This window comes from Polaromonas sp. Polasp52, from assembly GCF_059491565.1.
On sequence record NZ_CP168513.1, the window covers coordinates 3,924,231 to 3,942,913 of the forward strand.

22 protein-coding genes are annotated in these 18,683 nt (G+C 65.6%); 16 read left to right on the top strand and 6 right to left on the bottom strand.

The window, feature by feature from the left end; translation table 11 throughout:
* Window positions 1-10 precede the first annotated feature (10 nt).
* From flgC to ACEN9P_RS18490, 16 genes are read left to right on the top strand one after another with little or no spacing between them, the layout of a single operon-like run.
* Window positions 11-472 (top strand): flagellar basal body rod protein FlgC, encoded by a 462-nt coding sequence (gene flgC, locus ACEN9P_RS18415; RefSeq protein ID WP_477660775.1) that lies wholly within the window; start codon window positions 11-13, stop codon window positions 470-472.
* A complete protein-coding gene (fliE, locus tag ACEN9P_RS18420) occupies window positions 469-777 on the top strand; it encodes a flagellar hook-basal body complex protein FliE (protein ID WP_477660776.1) in 309 nt (102 codons plus the stop codon). The genes flgC and fliE overlap by 4 nt, the downstream gene beginning before the upstream one ends.
* A 44-nt stretch (window positions 778-821) precedes the next feature.
* Window positions 822-2,246 carry a flagellar basal-body MS-ring/collar protein FliF gene (gene fliF / locus ACEN9P_RS18425; RefSeq protein WP_495620076.1) on the top strand — a complete coding sequence of 475 codons (1,425 nt, stop codon included), beginning with the start codon at window positions 822-824 and terminating at the stop codon, window positions 2,244-2,246.
* A complete protein-coding gene (locus ACEN9P_RS18430) occupies window positions 2,243-2,884 on the top strand; it encodes a hypothetical protein (protein WP_477660778.1) in 642 nt (213 codons plus the stop codon). The genes fliF and ACEN9P_RS18430 overlap by 4 nt, the downstream gene beginning before the upstream one ends.
* Window positions 2,881-3,651 carry a FliH/SctL family protein gene (locus tag ACEN9P_RS18435; protein ID WP_495620077.1) on the top strand — a complete coding sequence of 257 codons (771 nt, stop codon included), beginning with the start codon at window positions 2,881-2,883 and terminating at the stop codon, window positions 3,649-3,651. Before ACEN9P_RS18430 ends, ACEN9P_RS18435 begins: the two co-directional genes overlap by 4 nt.
* A complete protein-coding gene (locus ACEN9P_RS18440; protein WP_495620078.1) occupies window positions 3,648-5,093 on the top strand; it encodes a FliI/YscN family ATPase in 1,446 nt (481 codons plus the stop codon). Before ACEN9P_RS18435 ends, ACEN9P_RS18440 begins: the two co-directional genes overlap by 4 nt.
* On the top strand, window positions 5,090-5,611 hold the full coding sequence (locus ACEN9P_RS18445) for a hypothetical protein (protein WP_495620079.1): 522 nt from the start codon (window positions 5,090-5,092) through the stop codon (window positions 5,609-5,611). Before ACEN9P_RS18440 ends, ACEN9P_RS18445 begins: the two co-directional genes overlap by 4 nt.
* Complete coding sequence (locus tag ACEN9P_RS18450; protein WP_495620080.1) at window positions 5,608-6,393, top strand: hypothetical protein; 786 nt, start codon at window positions 5,608-5,610, stop codon at window positions 6,391-6,393. Before ACEN9P_RS18445 ends, ACEN9P_RS18450 begins: the two co-directional genes overlap by 4 nt.
* On the top strand, window positions 6,390-6,800 hold the full coding sequence (locus ACEN9P_RS18455; protein ID WP_477660783.1) for a flagellar hook assembly protein FlgD: 411 nt from the start codon (window positions 6,390-6,392) through the stop codon (window positions 6,798-6,800). The genes ACEN9P_RS18450 and ACEN9P_RS18455 overlap by 4 nt, the downstream gene beginning before the upstream one ends.
* A 33-nt stretch (window positions 6,801-6,833) precedes the next feature.
* Entirely contained in the window at window positions 6,834-8,024 is a 1,191-nt protein-coding gene (locus ACEN9P_RS18460; RefSeq protein WP_477660784.1) for a flagellar hook-basal body complex protein, read from the top strand.
* On the top strand, window positions 8,021-8,959 hold the full coding sequence (locus ACEN9P_RS18465) for a FliM/FliN family flagellar motor C-terminal domain-containing protein (protein ID WP_495620081.1): 939 nt from the start codon (window positions 8,021-8,023) through the stop codon (window positions 8,957-8,959). Before ACEN9P_RS18460 ends, ACEN9P_RS18465 begins: the two co-directional genes overlap by 4 nt.
* 34 nt (window positions 8,960-8,993) lie before the next feature.
* Window positions 8,994-9,437: a FliM/FliN family flagellar motor switch protein gene (locus ACEN9P_RS18470; protein ID WP_495620082.1), complete on the top strand. Its 444-nt coding sequence runs from the start codon at window positions 8,994-8,996 to the stop codon at window positions 9,435-9,437.
* Entirely contained in the window at window positions 9,434-9,994 is a 561-nt protein-coding gene (locus ACEN9P_RS18475; RefSeq protein WP_495620083.1) for a flagellar biosynthetic protein FliO, read from the top strand. The genes ACEN9P_RS18470 and ACEN9P_RS18475 overlap by 4 nt, the downstream gene beginning before the upstream one ends.
* Window positions 9,991-10,890 carry a flagellar type III secretion system pore protein FliP gene (fliP, locus tag ACEN9P_RS18480; RefSeq protein WP_495620084.1) on the top strand — a complete coding sequence of 300 codons (900 nt, stop codon included), beginning with the start codon at window positions 9,991-9,993 and terminating at the stop codon, window positions 10,888-10,890. The genes ACEN9P_RS18475 and fliP overlap by 4 nt, the downstream gene beginning before the upstream one ends.
* A 20-nt stretch (window positions 10,891-10,910) precedes the next feature.
* Window positions 10,911-11,744, top strand: a complete 834-nt coding sequence (locus tag ACEN9P_RS18485; protein WP_477660789.1) for a sigma-70 family RNA polymerase sigma factor — start codon at window positions 10,911-10,913, stop codon at window positions 11,742-11,744.
* 47 nt (window positions 11,745-11,791) lie between these two features.
* Window positions 11,792-12,967: a hypothetical protein gene (locus ACEN9P_RS18490; protein ID WP_495620085.1), complete on the top strand. Its 1,176-nt coding sequence runs from the start codon at window positions 11,792-11,794 to the stop codon at window positions 12,965-12,967.
* 28 nt (window positions 12,968-12,995) lie between these two features.
* Here ACEN9P_RS18490 and ACEN9P_RS18495 read toward each other — a convergent pair whose 3' ends face one another.
* The 6 genes from ACEN9P_RS18495 to ACEN9P_RS18520 all read right to left on the bottom strand — a co-directional run bounded on the left by ACEN9P_RS18495 (window position 12,996) and on the right by ACEN9P_RS18520 (window position 18,359).
* The gene (locus tag ACEN9P_RS18495; protein WP_495620086.1) at window positions 12,996-13,415 is read right to left on the bottom strand and encodes a hypothetical protein; all 420 of its coding nucleotides are present in this window, start codon (window positions 13,413-13,415) and stop codon (window positions 12,996-12,998) included.
* Between the two features lie 29 nt (window positions 13,416-13,444).
* On the bottom strand, window positions 13,445-14,029 hold the full coding sequence (locus ACEN9P_RS18500; protein ID WP_495620087.1) for a hypothetical protein: 585 nt from the start codon (window positions 14,027-14,029) through the stop codon (window positions 13,445-13,447).
* Window positions 14,013-14,642: a 2OG-Fe(II) oxygenase gene (locus ACEN9P_RS18505; protein WP_477660793.1), complete on the bottom strand. Its 630-nt coding sequence runs from the start codon at window positions 14,640-14,642 to the stop codon at window positions 14,013-14,015. Before ACEN9P_RS18505 ends, ACEN9P_RS18500 begins: the two co-directional genes overlap by 17 nt.
* Window positions 14,643-14,710: 68 nt before the next feature.
* On the bottom strand, window positions 14,711-14,917 hold the full coding sequence (locus ACEN9P_RS18510) for a hypothetical protein (RefSeq protein WP_495620088.1): 207 nt from the start codon (window positions 14,915-14,917) through the stop codon (window positions 14,711-14,713).
* Window positions 14,918-14,931: 14 nt separating this feature from the next.
* Window positions 14,932-17,133, bottom strand: coding sequence for a YcaO-like family protein (locus tag ACEN9P_RS18515; protein ID WP_495620089.1), 2,202 nt, complete (start codon window positions 17,131-17,133; stop codon window positions 14,932-14,934).
* A gap of 104 nt (window positions 17,134-17,237) precedes the next feature.
* Complete coding sequence (locus ACEN9P_RS18520) at window positions 17,238-18,359, bottom strand: hypothetical protein (RefSeq protein ID WP_477660796.1); 1,122 nt, start codon at window positions 18,357-18,359, stop codon at window positions 17,238-17,240.
* Between the last annotated feature and the right edge of the window lie 324 nt (window positions 18,360-18,683).

Here is an 18,683-nt window from a genome sequence, read left to right on the forward strand (position 1 = left end):
ACCTGCATTCATGGACTACTCCGATTCCTTCGCCATCAGCGCCGCCGGCATGAGCCTGGAGCGCACGCGCGCCGACGTGGCTTCGCTCAACCTGGCCAACGCCAATACCATTCAGGGCGCGGAAGGGCCCCAGTACCGGCCGCTTCGCGTGGTGGCCCGGGCCGCCGCGATGGCGGCATCCGGTTCGCCGGCGTTCGCCGATCTTTTCAGCCGGGGCGTGGGCGGCACGGGCCTGGCCGGCGGGCCGGCCGTGGTGTCGGTCGAGCCGACCGATTTGCCGCCGCGCATGGTCTATGAGCCGGGCCATCCGCTGGCCAACGACAAGGGTTTTGTGGCTTACACCGGCGTGGACAGCGCGACCGAGATGGTGACGCTGATGAGCGCCATGCGTTCCTATGAGGCCAACGTCGCGGCGATGAATGCGGCGCGCACCATGGCCCTGAAGGCGCTGGAGATCGGAGGCGCGTCATGAGCACCGAAATGATCGCGCCGCTTGCCGCGGCAACAAGCCTCAACCTTCCCCAGCTCCAGCCCATGAATGAGGGCCCGCAGGGTGCGGGCTCCTTTGGCGCCATGGTGACCCAGGGTTTGCAGCAGGTCAACGAACAGCTGCTCGCAACGCAGGGCGACCTCCAGGCGCTGGCCGTGGGTGACGTCCAGAACCTGCACCAGGTCATGGTCCGCATGGAAGAAAGCCGGATTGCCTTCCAGCTGATGATGCAGGTCCGCAACCGCCTGCTTGAGGCCTACCAGGACGTCATGAAGATGCAGATATAGCCCGATTCCCGCGCAAACTTGTTTTAAAGAAGAAAGCTGAAGCAATGATCGATTTCTGGAAAGGGCTCGCCCGGCCGGCTCGCGCGCTCCTGGTGGGCGGGCTGGTGCTGTTCCTGGGCGCCGTGGTCTTTTTTGCCTGGTGGGCTTTCAGGGTGGAATACCAGGTGCTGTTCACCGACCTCAAGCCCCAGGACGCCCTCGCGATGACGGCGGAGCTCGACAAGCAAAAAGTGCCCTACCGCCTCGGCGACGGGGGCTCGACCATTCTTGTCGACAAAACGCAGGTGCATGCGACGCGGATCAAGCTGATGGGCAAGGAAATTCCCTTGCAGGGTGTCGTCGGGTTCGAGCTGTTCAACAACACCGATTTCGGCATGACCGAATTTGCCCAGAAGATCAACTACCAGCGGGCGCTTCAGGGCGAGTTGACGCGCACCATCCTGTCGCTGGCCGAGGTCAGCGAGGTGCGTGTCCACCTGGCGCTTCCGGAGCAGGGCCTGTTCAAGCAGGCCAGCAGCAAGCCCAAGGCCGCCATCACCCTGACGCTCAAGCAGGGCCAGAACCTTCGCCCCGAGCAGGTCTTCGGCATCCAGCACCTGGTCGCTTCCGCCACGCCGGGAATGACCCTGGCCGACGTCGCCGTCGTCAACCACCAGGGCGTTGCTCTGAGCCGCGTGACCGCCAATGCGGAAAGCGGCGCGGCGCCGGCCAACAGCTCGGCCCGGCTCGACCTCAAGAAAGAAACCGAAGACTACCTGGCCCGCAAGGCGGCCCTGGTGCTGGACCAGAGCTTTGGGGCCGGCCAGGCGATCGCCAGCGTGGACGTCCTGCTGAACATGGACCAGATCCGCACCACCACCGAAGAAGTCATCGCGGCGCCCGGACGGGAGAACAAATCCCCCGCAGGGGTCATGGTGCGCGAGCGCGAGTCCGTGCGTGATTCCGGGGTTGCGCCGCTGGATGCGCGTCCCGGCACCGGTGCGAACGGCAGCACGCAGCGGGAGGTGGAATACCAGGCGGGGCGAAGGGTTGAGCAGGTGGTCAGCCAGCCGGGTTCGATCCGCCGCATTCAGGTGGTCGCCGTCGTTCGCAAAGCCCTGGATGCCGGCGACGAGGAGCAGACGCGAAAAGTCATTGCCGCGGCGGTGGGCGCTTCGATAGAACGCGGTGACACGGTGGTTGTCCAGAGCCTCAAGAGCGGCGCCATGCCCCTGCCGGCGGTTTCCGATGCGGTCAGCGACGCGCCCCGCGCCGCGGGCGCATCCGCCGCGGCGCAGGGCGACATGCCCGCGCCCGTCGTGGCCATCGCGGGCCTGTTGCTGGCCGTGCTGGGCGGCCTGGTTTGGCTCCTGCTGCACAGGAAAAAGGCTGCGGCTCCCGCGATGAGCGAGGAACAGAGGCAAGCAGCGCTGCACCAGGTCCGCGCCTGGATGCAGCAAGAGTCACCGCCCGCGGGACTGAAATCGTGAGCCTGGACATATCCTCCCCCGTGCGGCAGGCCGCGCTGACATTGCATGCGATGGCGCCGCAGGATGCCGCATGGCTGCTGCGGCAGCTTCCGGCCATCGAGGCGGCCGAGCTGCAATCCCTGCTGGAGGAATTGCGCAGTTTGGGCTTGCCTTCCGATCCCGCTCTTCTGGGGGCCCTGCGTCCAAGCCATGAGGCGCCCCGGGAACCCGCCCCCGCGGGCAAGGCCGGCGCCGGCGAGTTGTCCCTGGAGGCCGTCAAGCGCGAGCTCGACGGCGCGCGCGCGGAGCTGTTGCTTCCCATCCTGAAAGCGGAGCCGGTCGCGCTGCTGGCGTTCCTGCTGTCCCTGAAAGCCTGGCCGTGGGCCGACTCCCTGCTGGCGGCGCTGGAGACGCACAGGCGGCTGTCGCTGCGGCTGCAGCTCGACAGCCCGGGGTTCAGCGCCGGGGCCGGCCAGGCGCAAGCCGCTGAACTGCAGCTTGCGCTGCTGCGGGGCCTGCTTGAGCGTTACCGGAACGCTCAGGCCTGTACGCCTTCGCGAAGCGAGGCCCACGGCCTGGCCGGTGGTGTTGAGCGCTGGTGGCGGGAGCGTCGTCGGTTCTGGTCCAGCATCGTTGCACCCATCAAGGCCCGCGGATGAATACCGATAGTTTTGTCATCAGAGGGGTTGCGGAGGGCGCGCCGCTGGAGTTGCGCGGAGCGCCGCGTGCGCCCGCGGTCCTGCCCTTGCACGCCGCGGGTTCCGGGAAACCGGCGCCCGCGCCGGCCGGCCCGACGCCTCTTGACGCCGACGCGGGCCGTGAGCAGGCCCGGCAGGAAGCGCGTGCTGCCGGCTATGAAGCCGGCCGGGCCCAAGGCGAAAAAGACGGCTATGAGGCCGGCCTCCAACAGGCCCTGGAGCGTTCCGAAACGGACCGCCGCGCGGCTTTGGAAAGCGACCATGCCGGCCAGCAGAAGCTGGTCGAGGCCCTGGAAAAAATACACCGCCTGGCCCAAACGGCGGCGCGCGAGAAAACCGGTTTTCTCGAAGGCGCCGAGGACGACATGGTGGCGCTTGTGTTTGAGGCATTCTGCCGGGTGCTGGGTGAAACAGCCGCAACGCCGGACATGGTGAGGGCCGCTGTCAAGAACGCGCTCAGTCACTGGCGAGGCAAGGCCGCGCTCGAGATTCATGTTCACCCGCAAGACCTGGAGTGGCTTGAAGGGGACAAGGAGCTGGCGGACCGCTACGCCGCGCAGGCGCATCACGCGATCCGCTGGGTGGCCAATGCGGAGCTTGCCGTGGGCGGCTGCATGTTGCGTTCACCCGAGGGCGCGCTCGATGCCCGCCTCGAGGTGCAGCTCGAGGCCTTCAAGTCCATGCTGCTGCAGACCCGCGCAACACGCCGCGCGGAGGGGGCCGCATGAGGTCCAACCCGGCAAACATCGCCCCAACCCCCGGCCCAGGGCTGGGGGCTTATTCGCAGGCGCTCAAGGAACGGGACCTGATGAGGCGGGTAGGCTGGGTGCGCCAGGTCCAGGGCCTGGCCATCCAGGCGCAGGGGCCGGACGCCACGGTCGGCGAGCTGTGCCGGATTCACCCGCGCCTGGCGGCGCACCGCCCATCGGCGCGGGGCTCCACAAGCGGCCCGTCCGCGGAAGACGCCGGCGTCCTGGCCGAGGTGGTCGGCTTGCATGCCGGCCATGTCACGCTGCTGCCCTACGGCTCGCTGCAGGGCGTCAGCGCCGGCGCCGAGGTGGTCGCGCTCGGCCGGGCATCGATGTTCGGCGTGGGGCCGGCCCTGGTCGGCCGCGTCATCGACGGTTTCGGCGAAGCCCTGGATGGCGGCGCGCGGCCGGCCACGGTGCGCAGCGTCCCTTTGCACGGCGCGCCCGTCAACCCCATGAAACGCCCCCCGGTGGCGCGCATCATCGAGACCGGCATCCGGGCGATCGATGGCCTGCTGACGCTCGGCCAGGGCCAGCGCGTGGGCATCTTCGCGGGAAGCGGGGTCGGCAAAAGCACCTTGCTCGGCATGATCGCGCGCCATGTCAAAGCCGACATCAACGTCATCGCACTGATAGGCGAGCGGGGGCGGGAAGTGCGGGACTTTATCGACAAGCAGCTGGGCCCCGAGGGCCTGCGCCGCTCCGTCGTCGTGGTGGCCACCGCGGACCAGCCCGCGCTGGCCCGGATACGCGCCGCCCATGCGGCGGTCGCCATTGCCGAATACTTCAGGGAGCAGGGGCAGCAGGTCCTGCTCACCATGGACTCGGTCACAAGGCTTGCGATGGCCCGCCGCGAAGTCGGGCTCTCGGCGGGCGAGCCGCCCACGGCCCGGGGCTACACCCCCTCGGTATTTGCCGAGCTGCCGCAGCTGTGCGAACGCTTCGGCACCTCCGACAGCGGCGGCTCCATCACGGCCCTTCTCACGGTTTTGGTGGAAGGCGACGATTTCAACGAACCCATCTCGGACAATTTGCGCGCCATCCTGGACGGGCATATCGTGCTGTCGCGCGCGCTGGCCCACACCGGCCAGTATCCCGCCATCGATGTCCTGCAAAGCACCAGCCGCCTGCGCACGGACCTGACGGACAGCGCCGAACGTGAACTGGTCCATCGCGTGACCCGGCATATTTCGCTGGTGGAGCGCAACCGGCAGATGGTGGAAATCGGCGCCTACGAAGCCGGGACCAATCCCTTGCTGGACCAGGCATTGCGGCGCGACACGGTGCTCAAGGAATGGATGACGCAGCGCGAAGGCGGCTTTGACCGCCCTCGCGCGCTGGAACAATTGCGGGCCTGCATGGCGGAAACCGCGGCGGCCCCGGCCGCAGCCGTGGGCGCAAAAACCGGAGGCTCGCGATGAACCCGCCGGGCAACAGGAATTCCGCAAAAGGCGACCTGCGCGGATTCAAATATCCGCTGGAGTCCCTGGCCAGGCGGGCCCAATGGGAGCTCGATGCCTTGAACGGGAAACTCGCCAAGGTGCAGCAGCAGCTGGCATCCGTGCGCGCCGAACAGGATGCGGCCGAAGGCCTGCACCGGCAGGCGTGCGAGAAGCTGGGGCGGCAACTCCAGGCGGGCCTGGACTCCTCCCGGCACCAGGCCGGGCTGCTTTACCTGGCCCAGCTGCAGGCCTCGATGAAAACGCTGCAGGCCCAGCTGGCGGCGCTGGACAAGACGCGCGTGGAGGTGCTGCAGCTATGCCGTGCCGCCGAGGCCCGGCTTGAAGGCCTGCGCTCCCACGAATCGGGGGCCGTGGATATTTATGTGCGTGAGCAGTCGCAGCGCCATGCGGCCGAAGCCGACCGGGACTGGATGGTGCGCGAGGCTTTCAACAAGGCACCGGCGAGCCCGCCGGCCGAACCGGGAGCCGGCGCATGAGTTCCCCCTTGCTCCCCATGCCCCCTTTGCGCGAAGGCCAGGTCGGGCCGCGCCCGACGCCCAAGGCCGCTTCCGGCGACCAGCAGCCATCCGCCGGCGCCTGGAAGCGTGAGATGGAGCAGGCGCAGCGGCACAGCTGGTTCAAACCGGGGCAGGCCGCGGCGCGCGCCGATGGCCGGCCTGAAGGCGCGCCCGGCCGGGCTCCCCTGAATCCAGGCCGGCCGCATCCGGCATCGCCGGGCGATGCGGCGAAGACGGACAGGATGGCGGGACCGGCGCCGGCAGTCCCCACTGCGATGTTGCGAGGCCCGCTTGCAATGCCGGTGCCCGCCATGACCGCCGCCCGCCCGCCCGGGCCCGAAACCGGCCGCCTGCCTGCCATGGACATACGGCTTGCCGGCCTGGCGCTTGCGCTGGCGGGCGCGTCGCGCCTGAAGGTGATGGGCCTCAAGCCTTGCGCCGAAGCCGGCGAATTGGCGGCACAGGCGTTTGATGCGCCGGCGGTGCCCCCGTACAGCGAGGAGCCCGGCCCGGGCCCGCAGGCGATACGCCTGCATGCCGAATGGCATGGGCCGGAGGTCACCGTGTGGCTGGGCATCGATGCCCAGGCCGATGCCGCACAAGCGCAGGTGGCGCAGCTTCTGCCCCAAATCCGCGCCTGTCTCGAGGAGCAGCGAAGCCGGCTCGCCAAGCTGGTCTGCAATGGCAAGACCGTCTTTGATGCTTCTTCCTCTCCCGCTTCAAGGTTTTCCTATTTCACCCAGCCCAAGGAGTTTCCATGACCATCTCCGCGATCAGCGCCCCGCAAAGCAGTTCCTCGTCCAATTTGCAGGCCAGCAGCCTCGGGCTCCAGGACTTCCTGAAAGTGCTGTTGACCCAGCTTTCGTACCAGGATCCGCTCAAGCCCATGGACAACCAGGAGTTCATGGCCCAGATTGCCCAGTTCACCAGCGTCGAGCAGACCCAGCAGCTCAACACCAAAATCGAGACCCTGATCAACAACCAGGCGGCCTTGCAGTCGGTGGGGCTGATCGGGCGCACCGTCGACGCCACGACGGCCTCGGGCACGCTGACGGGCACCGTCACGGCGCTGTCCTTGCAGGGAAGCGCGCCGTCCCTCAGCGTGAAAACCGCTTCGGGGGCGGTGATAGACGGCGTCAGCATCAGCCAGATCGTTGCGGTGCGCTAAGGCCGGACATGCACGGCACAACCGGAGAACACAATGCTTGATTCGATCTATGTCGGAATGACCGGCCTGCTGGGATATTCCAAAGGTTTGCGGGTGATCGCGAACAACACGGCCAACCTCAACACCCCGGGATTCAAGGGCTCCAGCCTGCAGTTTTCCGACCTCTTTTATTCCAACAGCAACCTGGCCAGCAACAGCGGTTCGGGCAGCTACGGCGGCCTGGGCTACGGCCTCAATGCGGGATCGACCGTGCTCTCCTTCAAGCAGGGGGAGATCCGGCAAACCGACAATCCGCTGGACATGGCGATCGACGGCCAGGGTTTGTTCACCCTGAGGGACGCGGAAGGAAACATCACCTATACGCGGGCCGGCCAGTTCAAATTCAACGGCGCGGGCGTGCTGGTGAACCAGGCGGACAACGCCAAGGTCATGGGCCGCTCCGCCGATGGGGGACTCACTGAAATCAGCCTCTCCGGGCTGGGCACCAACGCGGGAAAGGCCACCGGGACCGTCAAGTTCAGCGGCAATCTCTCCAGCACCGTCACCGACCAGACCGTGGGTGGCGTGCGCGTCCTCGACGCGCTGGGCGGCGCGCATACGCTGAACGTCAAATTCACCAACACGGATGCGACGACCCCGGGAAGCTGGAGGGTCGAGCTGATCGAGGGCACCGCGGTGCTCGCGACCCGGCAGATCATCTTTTTTGACGGCAAGCCCACCGCCGCAACCGCCAAACTCAGCATGACCTACACGCCCGCCGGAGCCAAGGCGATGCCGCTGGTGCTGGATTTCAGCACCGACGTGACCTCCTTTGCCGCGGGCAACCTGTCGACACTGGCCATGTCCTCGCAGGATGGCGTCACGCCGGGCGCCTTGACCCAGGCCAGTTTTGATTCCACGGGGACCCTGGTGCTGGGCTACTCGAACAGCCAGACCGTCAAAAGCACGCGCCTGGCCCTGGGCCGCTTCGATTCCCTGGATGCGGTGGGCACGGTGGGCAACAACCAGTTCAGCGCGCTGGACCCGGAACACTGGAGCACAGGCAGCGCGGAGGAGGGCGGCTTCGGCTCGATACGCTCCGCATCCGTGGAGATCGCCAACGTGGACCTCTCGCAGGAGTTCAGCGACCTGGTGGTGATGCAGCGAGGCTTTCAGGCCAGCTCCCAGGTGATCTCGACCTCCAACGAAATGCTGCAGGAACTGTTTGCGCTGAAAGGCAAATGATGGTGATGGTTGATGTGTATGCGGCGGGGACCGCCCTGATTGCCGAGGCGGACGCCGCTTCGAGGCTGCGCGAGCTCAGGGTGTTTTCAGCCGCCCAGCGTGAGCGCGTGGGCGCTGTCATCTCGGCGGCACTTTCGCGCTGGCAAGGCGCCTGGGACTGGCGCGGCGCGCGCGCGGAAACCGGGGCTCTTGAAGTCCGGGTCTCCGATGCCCTTGATCCGGCCTGTGCCGGGGCCTGGCATCAACCGTGGATGGTGTGCGAGTTTGGCGGCCACGGCGCCGGCCTGCCGAATCTGCGCTGGCGCGTGAATGATGGCGGAGCGGCGCCCGGCTTTGCCCTGGAGCGCTTTGCCGCACACCTCTGGGGTACGGCGGACGAGCGCCAGTTGCCGGAACCCGCACCGGCCCCCGGGTCCATGGCCGCGGAGATGGCCTTGGCCATGTGGCAGGACTTCTGGCGGCAGTGGGCCCTTGCGTGCACGCCGCGCCAGGCAGGCGCAGCGGTGCCGGCGGAGATCAAGGTCCGGGCGCTTGACTGGCCCAGGCCCGAGGAATTTTCCGGCGTTTTGCTGGCCGAGTTCCACCTTGCGGGCCTTCAGTGGACTGTGGCGCTGGAGGCCGCCGGTGTGGATGCCATCCTTGTGAATGCCGGCGAGGCAAAACCGGGCACACCCAAAACCTCGCCGCAAACCGATCTGGTCCGCGTGGATGCCGCCTTGGGCGAGCGCACGCTGGCGCTGCAGGCTTACTTACGCCCATGCACCCTGTCGCTTGGCGCGCTCCAGAACCTGCGGGTCGGCGACGTCATTGCGCTTGAGCACCTGCTGGACCAGCCTTCTGAGCTCTTTTCTGAAAACCGCGAAAAAGTGGCCCATGCCTGGATGACGCAGACAAACGGTTTTAAATCGCTGGAACTCGCCGGCACGCAACCCTAACCTGAGACCCAACGTGAATACAGTCCTTGGAAAAATGATGAATCCACCTCCCCACACCCCCGCCTATCCGGGGGCCGATTCCGACAAGCCCGAGATCTCGGCGCTCACGGTCCGCCCGATTGCATTCCCCCATGCGCCGGCGAACGACAGGCGCCAGCAGCCTGAGGGAGCACCTGCCGAGAAAAACAGCTGGCGGCCCGAAGGCAAGGCGTCCCATCCCCTGCACCAGGTGAAAGCCACGCTCCAGGTCTACCTGGGGTCGGCGACGCTCACCGTCGGCGAACTGATGTCCGCCTCCAAAAATCAGCTGCTGGTGCTGGACCGGGCTGTGGGGGAGCCCGTGGACCTGCTGCTGGAGGGCCAGGTGGTTGCCCGTGGGCAGCTGGTGGCACTCGATGACCGTTTTGCGGTCCGCATCACGGAATTGCCGCTGCCGCTGGATATTCAAGGCGGCCTGTCGCCCGACACCAAGCCATGAGGCTTGCCGGTGTGTTGTTGCAGCGGGCTCAAGGTCGCGGATCAGCCGTGCTGAACCGGTCCCCGCTTTTTTTCCGCATCCTGCGGATGATGGCGGCGTGCCTGTTGTTCAGCCACGCCGCCGCGTACGCCCAGAACGCGGCGGCGTCCGCCGCTGCAAGCCCTTCCGCGTCCATGGCGAGCGCTCCTGTCGTTCTGCCCAAGACGATTCCCTTCAAACAGGACTCGGCACCGGCTTCCGGCGATGCAAGTCCCTCCCTGGCCGCCATTGCCCTGGTTTTGGTGCTCGGCCTTGCGGGTTTTGGGTGGTGGGCATGGCGCAAGCGCGCGCTGGCTTCCGGCCCCGAAAGCGCCGCGACGGGCTTGCGTTTATGGGGCCTTACGCCGTCCAGAAAAAACCTCCTGCTCCATGGCAGCACGCGCCTCTCGCCCAGGCACAGTGTTCACGAAATCGAATGGCGCGGCCGCCGCCTGTTGATCGGATGCGCGGACCAGACCATGACTTTGCTGTCCGAGCGCGCGCTGCCTGAATCGCCCGAGGCGGAGGACAAGCCATGACGCGTTCACCTGTCACGGCCTTGCCGCGGCGCTGGGTCGCCGGCGTTCTGGTTGGCATGCTGTGCTGCTGGGCATCGGTGAGCGCGCAAACCACCGAGCCGGTCGTGGAAAGCGCTGTCAGCGCTGAAGCGCCGGGCGCCCGGGATTCCGCCGGCGAGCCTTCCGTCCTGCTCAAGGCCAGCCCGGCGCTGTCCGCGGCGCAGCCACCCGCGGCGGCGGCCCGACCGCGTGCGCCCGCGCCCGCCGCGGCAAGCAAAACGCCCGCAACGGAAACCTCGCAGGCGCTGCGTGTCGTGCTCGGCCTGACGGTCCTGGCGATACTGCCGGCCATGCTGGTGTGCCTGACGAGTTTCCTGCGCACCATCATCGTGCTGTCCATGCTGCGCCACGCCATCGGCATGCCCGAGACGCCGCCCAACACCGCCTTGATAGGCCTGGCCCTGTTCCTCACGATGTTCACCATGTCGCCGGTCCTGCAGAAGATCAATGTGGAGGCTTTCGAGCCCTTCATGGCGGGGCGCATCGGCATGGAGCAAGGCTACGACAAGGGCGTGGGGCCGCTGCGTGAGTTCATGGTGCGGCAGACCCGCGAAGCCGACCTGGCGCTGATGGTGGAGCTGTCGAAGGCGCCGGTTCCGCAGTCCATGGACGACATCAGCAACGTCCAGCTCATTCCCGCCTTCATGCTGTCCGAACTGCGCGCGGCCTTCCAGATCGGCTTTGTGATCTTCCTGCCCTTTTTGCTGATAGACCTCATCGTGTCCAGCATCCTGATGGCCCTGGGCATGATGATGATGCCGCCCACCACCATCGCCCTGCCCATCAAGATACTGATGTTCATCCTGGTCGACGGCTGGAGCCTGGTGCTCAAGGCGCTGGTCGGCAGTTTTCACTGAAATTTCAGGGGTTCAACGCGATGTCCGCCCGCAGCAACGCACAGACCACCGCCGCCGCGCTTGCCGACGACGGCGAGGCCGCGCTCTGGCAGGACTGGATTCAGAGGCGTGATGCCGCCGCCCGTGAGCGTCTGTTGCAGCGGCATCTGCCTTATGCGCGGGTCGTCGCGGCAACTTACTATGCGCGCCGGACTCATGATGAAATCGAGTTCGAAGAGTATTTGCAGCTTGCGCGCGTGGGTTTGCTCGAATCGCTCGATCGTTACGACCCGGCTCTCGGTGCGCAGTTCAGGACCTTCGCGGCCAGGCGGATGCAGGGCGCGATCCTCAGCGGCCTTGAACGCCTCACGGAGAAAAACCAGCAGATCGCGGTCCGCCGGGAAGTACAGCGCGACCGCCTGCAAGCCGCGAAAACCGCCGCAGCCGACAAACTTTCCCAAAACTTGACGCATGACGGCACGGCCGGCCCGCCGGGAGGCAAGAAGTCGGAGCAGTTGCTGTTCTCCTACCTTGCAGAGGTCGGCATCGGGCTGGCGCTGGGTGTCATGCTGGAAGGCACCGGCATGATCGAGTCGGAGCCGGCGGACGGTGCGGCCATGGCCGCGTCGGCCGAAGTCACCTATTTCCAGAAAAATGAAATCCAGCGCCTGCAGGACAGCTTGCGGACACTGGTGGCAAGGCTCAGCGAGCAGGAGAGAACCGTCATCCGCTGCCATTACCTTCAGGACATTCCCTTCGACGAGATCGGGCATATGCTGGGAGTCAAACGCAGCCGGGTTTCACAGATCCACCAGCAGGCCCTGAAAAATCTGCGCCAGGGGCTGGCACCGGACGCCTGCGACGTCTTCGCCTGATCGCGGCGATCCATGTGTGTTTCCACTTATTCAATTGAAAGTAACCGATGAACCAGGACCGTTTGCGGCAGCTCGAAAAATACCTCGAAACCGACCCCAACAACCTGTCGCTGCTCGGGGAGGTGTTCGATGTGGCGCTGCAATGCGCTGAATGGGAGCGCGCCGAGTTCCATCTTCGGCATGGCCAGGCGCTTGCGGGAACCTACCCGGCATGGGCGTTAAAGGAAGGCGATTTCTGGCTGGCCCAGGGCCGCTACGATCGCGCGCGCGAACAACTGGATCTGCTGGCGGGCATTGCCGGCGCGCCGCCAGGCTTCATGGCCGTGGTGTTGCACAACCTGGCTTTTATTGATCTGCGCGAAGGCTTGTTCGCCGCCTGCGTTGAGCGGCTTGCGCCGCACATGGAACAGCCCGGCGACGCGCAGGCCCCATCGCCGGACGCGGCGGAGCGGGCGCTGCAGTTGTTGTGGCTTCGCGCCTTGCATCGCGCCGGCGACCTGGAGCGCGCCTGCGTGTGGACAAAACAAGCCGAGGACAGGCAGCTTCTTGATCCGGGCGCGGCAGGCGTCGCCAGCTTGATCGCCATCGACGCCTCCGATCTCGCTTCGGCGCGTCGCTGGGTTGCAATGGCCTTGAACGACGCGAACCCGGCGGGCCACCCCGCAGCGCCTATCGAGGCCTTCGTCACGCAGGCTACGCTGTCGCTGGCGCAAAGGCGGGCCGACCTGGCGGTGGAATGGTCTGATCGCGCCCTCGCGCTGAATCCACAAGACGGCCGGGCCTGGTCGGCGCGCGCGTTCGCGCTGATGCTGGACGGAAAACTGGATCTGGCCCGGCGCGACTTCGCAAGGGCGCTCGAGGCCATGCCCGGACATATCGGCACCTGGCACGGCCAGGGTTGGGCCGAACTGCTGATGCGCGATATGGATGCCGCGGAGAAGAGCTTCGCAACCGCGCTTGCCATGGACCGGAATTTCGCCGAAAGCCATGGCGGCCTGGCCGTGGTGATGGCGCTCAAGCAGCGGACCGACCTGGCCCGCGAACATGCGGAGATAGCACTGCGGATAGACCGCACCAATATGTCGGGGCGTTATGCCCAGGCCATCCTCGACGGAGGTGTGAATGACGTCGAGGCTATCCGCAAGTTGGCACACAGGCTTTTGAGCAGCCGCGACAGCGCGAAGGGCCAGAACCTCACGGAGATGACGGACGGCCTGCTCTAAGCCGCCGCGCCAGGCTGCCGCATGCGGGTCAAATCGCCGTGTTGGCGTTTCTTACCAGGTGTGCGGCGGCGTCTTCCATGGCCAGTCCCAGTTCGGAGTCCGATTCCATCTGCGCGGTGACCTGTTCCACCAGGCGCGACAGTTCGGCATCCTGCCCGGCCAACGCCGGGAATTGCTGCTTGAGCACGGCGCCCATGAAGAGCCGGAACGCCTTCGCGGAAAGCTGCGGGTCGGCCTTGTCGAGCTTGCGCAGCTCCTGCAGCAGCTGTTGTTTGATCTTCGCCTGCAGAAGTTCGAGCGCCTGCGGCAACGCCGCGCCGGACGATCCCGGCGAGGCCGCGGGCTGGCTGGCGGGTTTGTGGGGCGCAGCGGCGTCGACTGGCTGGGCCTGCGCAACGCGCGAGCGCAGGAAGGCCAGCAACTGCGAGGAACGCTCGATGGCCGTCATGCTGCGGTGCTCTCGATGAACTGTGCCATTTATTTCTCGGTCGATTGGTAGTTCGACAGCAGCACGTGCTGGACGTCGCCCCTATCCGGATCCGGCGACGGGTCGTTGTGCGGGGCAGCCCCAGCCGGGAGTTCGCGGATACGGGCCATGACCTTGCCAATATCCGCCGACAGCGCCGGATTGCTGGTGTTGAGCCTCAGGCCCGACTCGAAGTGAAGCAGCGCCTGTGCGAACTCGTCGTTGGCCAAGGCCATATAGCCGCGCACGAAATGAAGCAGCGCATTGCCTTCGGGCAGCTGCAGAAGCGGTTGCCAGCTCAGCGCGGCGAGCGCCATCCGGCCGCCGCTCATTTGCAGCAGGCCAAGCTGGTAGCGCGCGATATGCAACCCGGGTGCCAGCAGGATGGCATTTGCGAAGGCCGCTTCCGCTTCTTCGAAATGGCCTTGCGCCGCGTGTTGCGCAGCCATCAGCAAATGCGGTTCCGCGGCGCGAGGGTCGGCCTCGGCACTGCGCCGGAACAGCTCGAAGGCCTGCGCGGATGCCCCGGCCCGGCTTGCCGCCAGGCCCTCGGCCAGCAAGGAGGCCGCCCGGTCGTTTTCAGGAGGATGGTCCATCGGTATGCTCCGGTAGCAGGTATTTGAAGGCGAGCACGCGCCGGTCTGACGGACAGATGCGCGAGACGCCGCGGCCGACATGCATGGGGTCTCCCAGAATCTTGACAACGCGGCCGGGTTTGGGAAGCGCCGCGCCTATGACATGCTCGTTTTCGTCGAAGACGATGGTTTCCCCGCCCCAGTTGATATGCCATTCCTTTGCACAGTACACCAGCGCCGTCACATGGCGATGGCGCATGGCCCGCTCGTTCGGGCCAAGATCGTAGTGCGCCCGGCCTTCGGTGCCAAAGGAATTGCTAGACAGCGTGCAGTCGTACAGCTCGACCGGGACGTCATGGGAGCGGCGAATCACATCCCAGCATTGTTTGATGGCATCGAGGCTCGGGTCCAAGTCGTCGAACGCGAGCTGAACCGGGCCGAGGTCGTCAGCCGGGCTTGGTGTGAAGACCAATGGATAGTACCAATGGCAGTCAAGGTGGTCCGAATTGAAACGTTCACGGCGATTGATGAAATAGACAGGAACCCACTGGACCGTTTCTATCAGTCTGGCGGCGAGATCCGGGTCCAGCAGGTCGTCGGAAATTTCGCAGCAAGGAATTTGAGAGCTGTTCATATGCGGGATGAAAAACAAGCGGGGTTCGGGGCCAGGGCCGCCGAACCCCGCTTGCGGCCATCAGACAATTAAAGGCGGTCGATGCCGCCGCCGCCGCCGTCGTCGCCGCCGCCGCCGCTGCTCAGCGGAACCCCGAGAGGCCTCGGCATGCGGGCCTTATGCACCGCGCCCCAGCGCAGGTCGCTTTTGGCCTGGAAGTCCGCCTGGGCGCCGCCAGCCGCTTGCTGCCTTTTCGCCGTAGATTCATGTTTGGTGTTCAATGCCTTCTTTTGCATAAAAGCTCCTGGAGTTAAGGAAAGGGATGCGGGAATTTTGATCCTGAAAGGACCCGAGTAACCATTCCCAAAGGTTCTCGTTGATAGCCGAAATACATCGGCAACAATCCGGGGACAAGCACTTTTGCGACGGACAGGGGTAGCCGGCCCTGTTCAATGGCGCAGTTTTTCGGCGTGATGTCGACAGCGATGGGCCGCAAGTCCGCCTCGGCGAATTTGTCCAGCAGCGGAGCCAGGCTCTCGATGGGTTCAGCTTCCGGCCAGGCCTCGAGCCGGGCTGCTGACGGCGCGGGAAACAGCACCTTGTCGGCCTTGCGAAAATGCTTCCTGAAGCCGTAGATGTGGAAATGGTGGCCGGCCAATGCCACTTGCGCCACGCTGTCGATGGGGGAGGGGTTGCCGTTCAGGTGCGAAAACACCCGGCCCTCCAGCTCATCGAGCGCGGCCAATGCAGCCGCCGTGAAGTCCGCGCCGGCTGCCGTCGCCATCGTCGTGAAGTGGCGCTCCTCGTGCTGCGCGGCGACCAGCGCGACCGGCGCCCAGAGCGAGTGCAGCCGCTGAAGGCTGACTTTGCAGCCGGCCGCCTCGAGGCTGCGGATTCGTTGCGCAACGGCTTGCGGCACCGTGTGCGGCGCGATGGGGTCGCCGCAGGTCTGGCTTAACCAATGGCCGATAAACGCGTCGCGCTCTATGAGTTCGAGCAGGCCGCGGTAGACCGCGTCGTCGATGCCGGCACCCGCTGCGCACCCTGACGAGGTCATCTGTGTCACCAGAGCTGAAGGCGTATGGCCGTGCTTTTCCAGCCCGCTGCGCATGTAGACCAGGTCCGCGAGCACATGAACTTCGCGCCCTTCGATCAGGTCGATGCCGCGTGTCCAGAGATAGCTGGCCTTGTCGTCGAACGGGCGATAGGGGAAGTCGGGGTCGGCATACTGCGCCGGGTGGTAGCGAACGAACTCCGTGGGGGCTATCGCGCCCGGCAGGTCGCCTATCCTGGCCTTCTGGATGTTTTTCGGCTCGTAGTAGCCCAGGCGCTCGACGGCTTCGGCTTGCGCCTTGAGGGCGGCGAGCCATGGATCGCGATCCCGCCCCCATGTGGGGGGCAGTTCGTGCAGGGAGTTCTTGAGCTCGGCGCGTCCCATGTAAAAGGGCAGCGAATAGAGCGTGGAATGGTTTTGCACCCAGGCGAAGTCGAAATCCGCGCCGCTGCGGTATTGCGCGACCTGCGCCGGGGTGGGCTTGTTGCCGAACACCGCGGCGCCCAGAATGAGTTGCGAATCGAGTTCGCAGAACCTGGCCACCACGTCCTCGTAGTAACTGCCCAAAGTGGCGAAACCAAGGCCCAGGCCGGGCGCCGAAAGCCCCGCATTGTGAAGCGCCGCGCCGGCTTCCATGAACAAATACTGCAGTGACCTGTTGCGGTAGCGCAGTGCCGCCACGGCGGGATCGGCCACGACAAAGAGGGCCCCGGTCGCGTATTTGATCTGCCATGGCTTGCTGAACGCGCGCGGCAGCAGCCCATGCAATTGGTTGACGGGCCGCAAGCGGATTGATTTTTCCGCCGGATATTCGACGCGATAGATGCCGGGAGCAATGTCTCCCACCGCGCGCTGCAGGGCGACATAAACCTCCAGCAGGTGCATGGCCCCGGCCGAGGCCAGCGTACGCTGGGGGACCTGGTGCCGGATGAAGCGCGGATGGGTTGCCTGCACGACACCCGCTATCGACCACAAGAGCTTGTGGACCGCCGGCGCCGAGGGGGGCTTCTGGTCGTCAAAGGTATAGCAGCTTTCGCGCGACTGGAAAAACGGCTCCAGGGGCGCGGACGGAATTTTGAAAACAGGGCCCCGATTTCCGGCTCCCTTATCCGCGGCCGAAAAGCGCTCGGCAATCGTGTTGGTGAGCTTGGGGTCGGCGCCCAGGCCCACGGGGCTGCGCTGAAAGGCATAGCTGTTCGCATTGGCGCAGGCCAGGACGGCGTCGATGAGCACTCTTTCGCCGAACAGGAAGTCCAGGAATTCCGAGAACTCCTCGACGGGCAGGGGCCTGGCGCTTCGCGCCGAATACTCCTCGAGTACCTGCGGCCTGGTTTTGCTGCCGTCGCAGAGCAGGAACACGATTTCGAGCAGGCGGCGCGGTGCGCGCACCTCGATCTCTTCATCAACCGCCCGGACCAGGATCTTGTCGCCGCTGATCAGGCAGGGGCCGGCGAACATGGGACAGATACGCGCGGCATCCCCGCGCGCCGCGAGTATGGCCCCGGGAAGGCTGCTCTTGCCGGACGCCGGCAGGTAAGAGGCTTTCGCGGCCGCGGTTTTTCTCATACGGACATCTCCGGCAAGGCCGGCGCGGCCTTGTTGCGGACTGCCGTTTCGGGCCCGGATTGCGCCGATGCCGCGGCGTTCCCGGCGGCGTCTCGCGGGGTCGCGTCCGCCCTCGGGGGCGCCACGCCAAAGAGGGTGTCGAGCATCATGCCGTAGCCGGTTGGCGGGAAGATGGGGTTGGAATTCATCTCCAGCCACCAGATGTTGCCGTCCTCGTCCAGCACGCCGTCCACCGAATATTGGACGGGCGCCGGAAATTCCGTTTTCAGGTATTCCCCCAAGTGCCAGCCGAGCTTGTGGAGCTGGCCCAAAGTGTGGGGGGCCACGGTATCCAGCTTGTTGTCGTTCGCCGCGTTCCTGTTTTCGGGCGAGAATTCGCGGCCGTAGCGGAAGTCGACCCAGGCGCGCCTCTGGGGTGCCAGAACGTCGTCCATGCCGAGTTGCTGGAATGCCAGCGTGGACGTCACAAAAGACATCTCCGCGTAGTTGTCCATTTGCAGGCCCGCGTCCTTGAACAGTTCCTGCAGAAGTTGCGCGATGGTCCGCTGGCCGTCGCCGACCACCGCGGGAAAGTCGTGCAATTGCAGGTGAAACGGCGAATCACCCCAGAACCAGGCTTTGACGATGCGGCCGGGGATAAATCTCTCCGCGAAGACCACGCCCTCGCCGGCTTGGGTGAAGAAGCCGTCGCCAGGGGCCATGGGTGTGGGCGAGCCCTGGCGGAACGGCCCGCGAATCTCGTAGCCAAAAGAGCCGACGGACTTTTTGAAGATGTAGTCATGGCCGGGATTTGGTTCACCGGGCAGCCACCATTCAGGCGTGAGCACGCCTTGCGCCCGCATGCGCGATTTGAAGGCCAGCTTGTCCACGGCAAGCGGCCAGCGCAGCGGCCGATAGGGCAGCCAGCCGATGAAGCCTCTGGAATCTTTGGAAAACCCCGGGATGTGCACCATTTTTCCGTTGATGAGGCCCTTGAATTGCGGCATCAGCTTGTAGAAACGGTTTTTGGCCTTGACCTCGAGTTCAAAACTGACCAGGTCCAGGTTGGCGCTTCCGCCATGCTTTTCCGCCCATGCCTTGACGGCCCTGACGTGATTTAGCGTGATGACGATAAACATGCGGTGACTCGGATGGAGGTTTCAGGAATGGCGAAACCGGCTTCTCCCGGCTGCCCTCGGGCATCCGGCCGCAGCGTTTGCTTGGGGCCGATATGCCCACAACCAATATATCCGCCGGTTTTCCGGTTTGTTTAGCGCGGGCTGAGGCGCCGGCAAGGTCTTTTGCCCTTGCCGGCTTTTTTTGCCTGTTCCGGGCTTTCGCCCACCCCTTCCGGCCGGGCCGCTAAACAAATCGGAAAAACGCCGGATGTATTGGTAGTACCGCTGAGGAGTTTGGTCAAAAGGTTGGCCGAACGGGAGCGATCCCGCCGCAGCGACGACCAA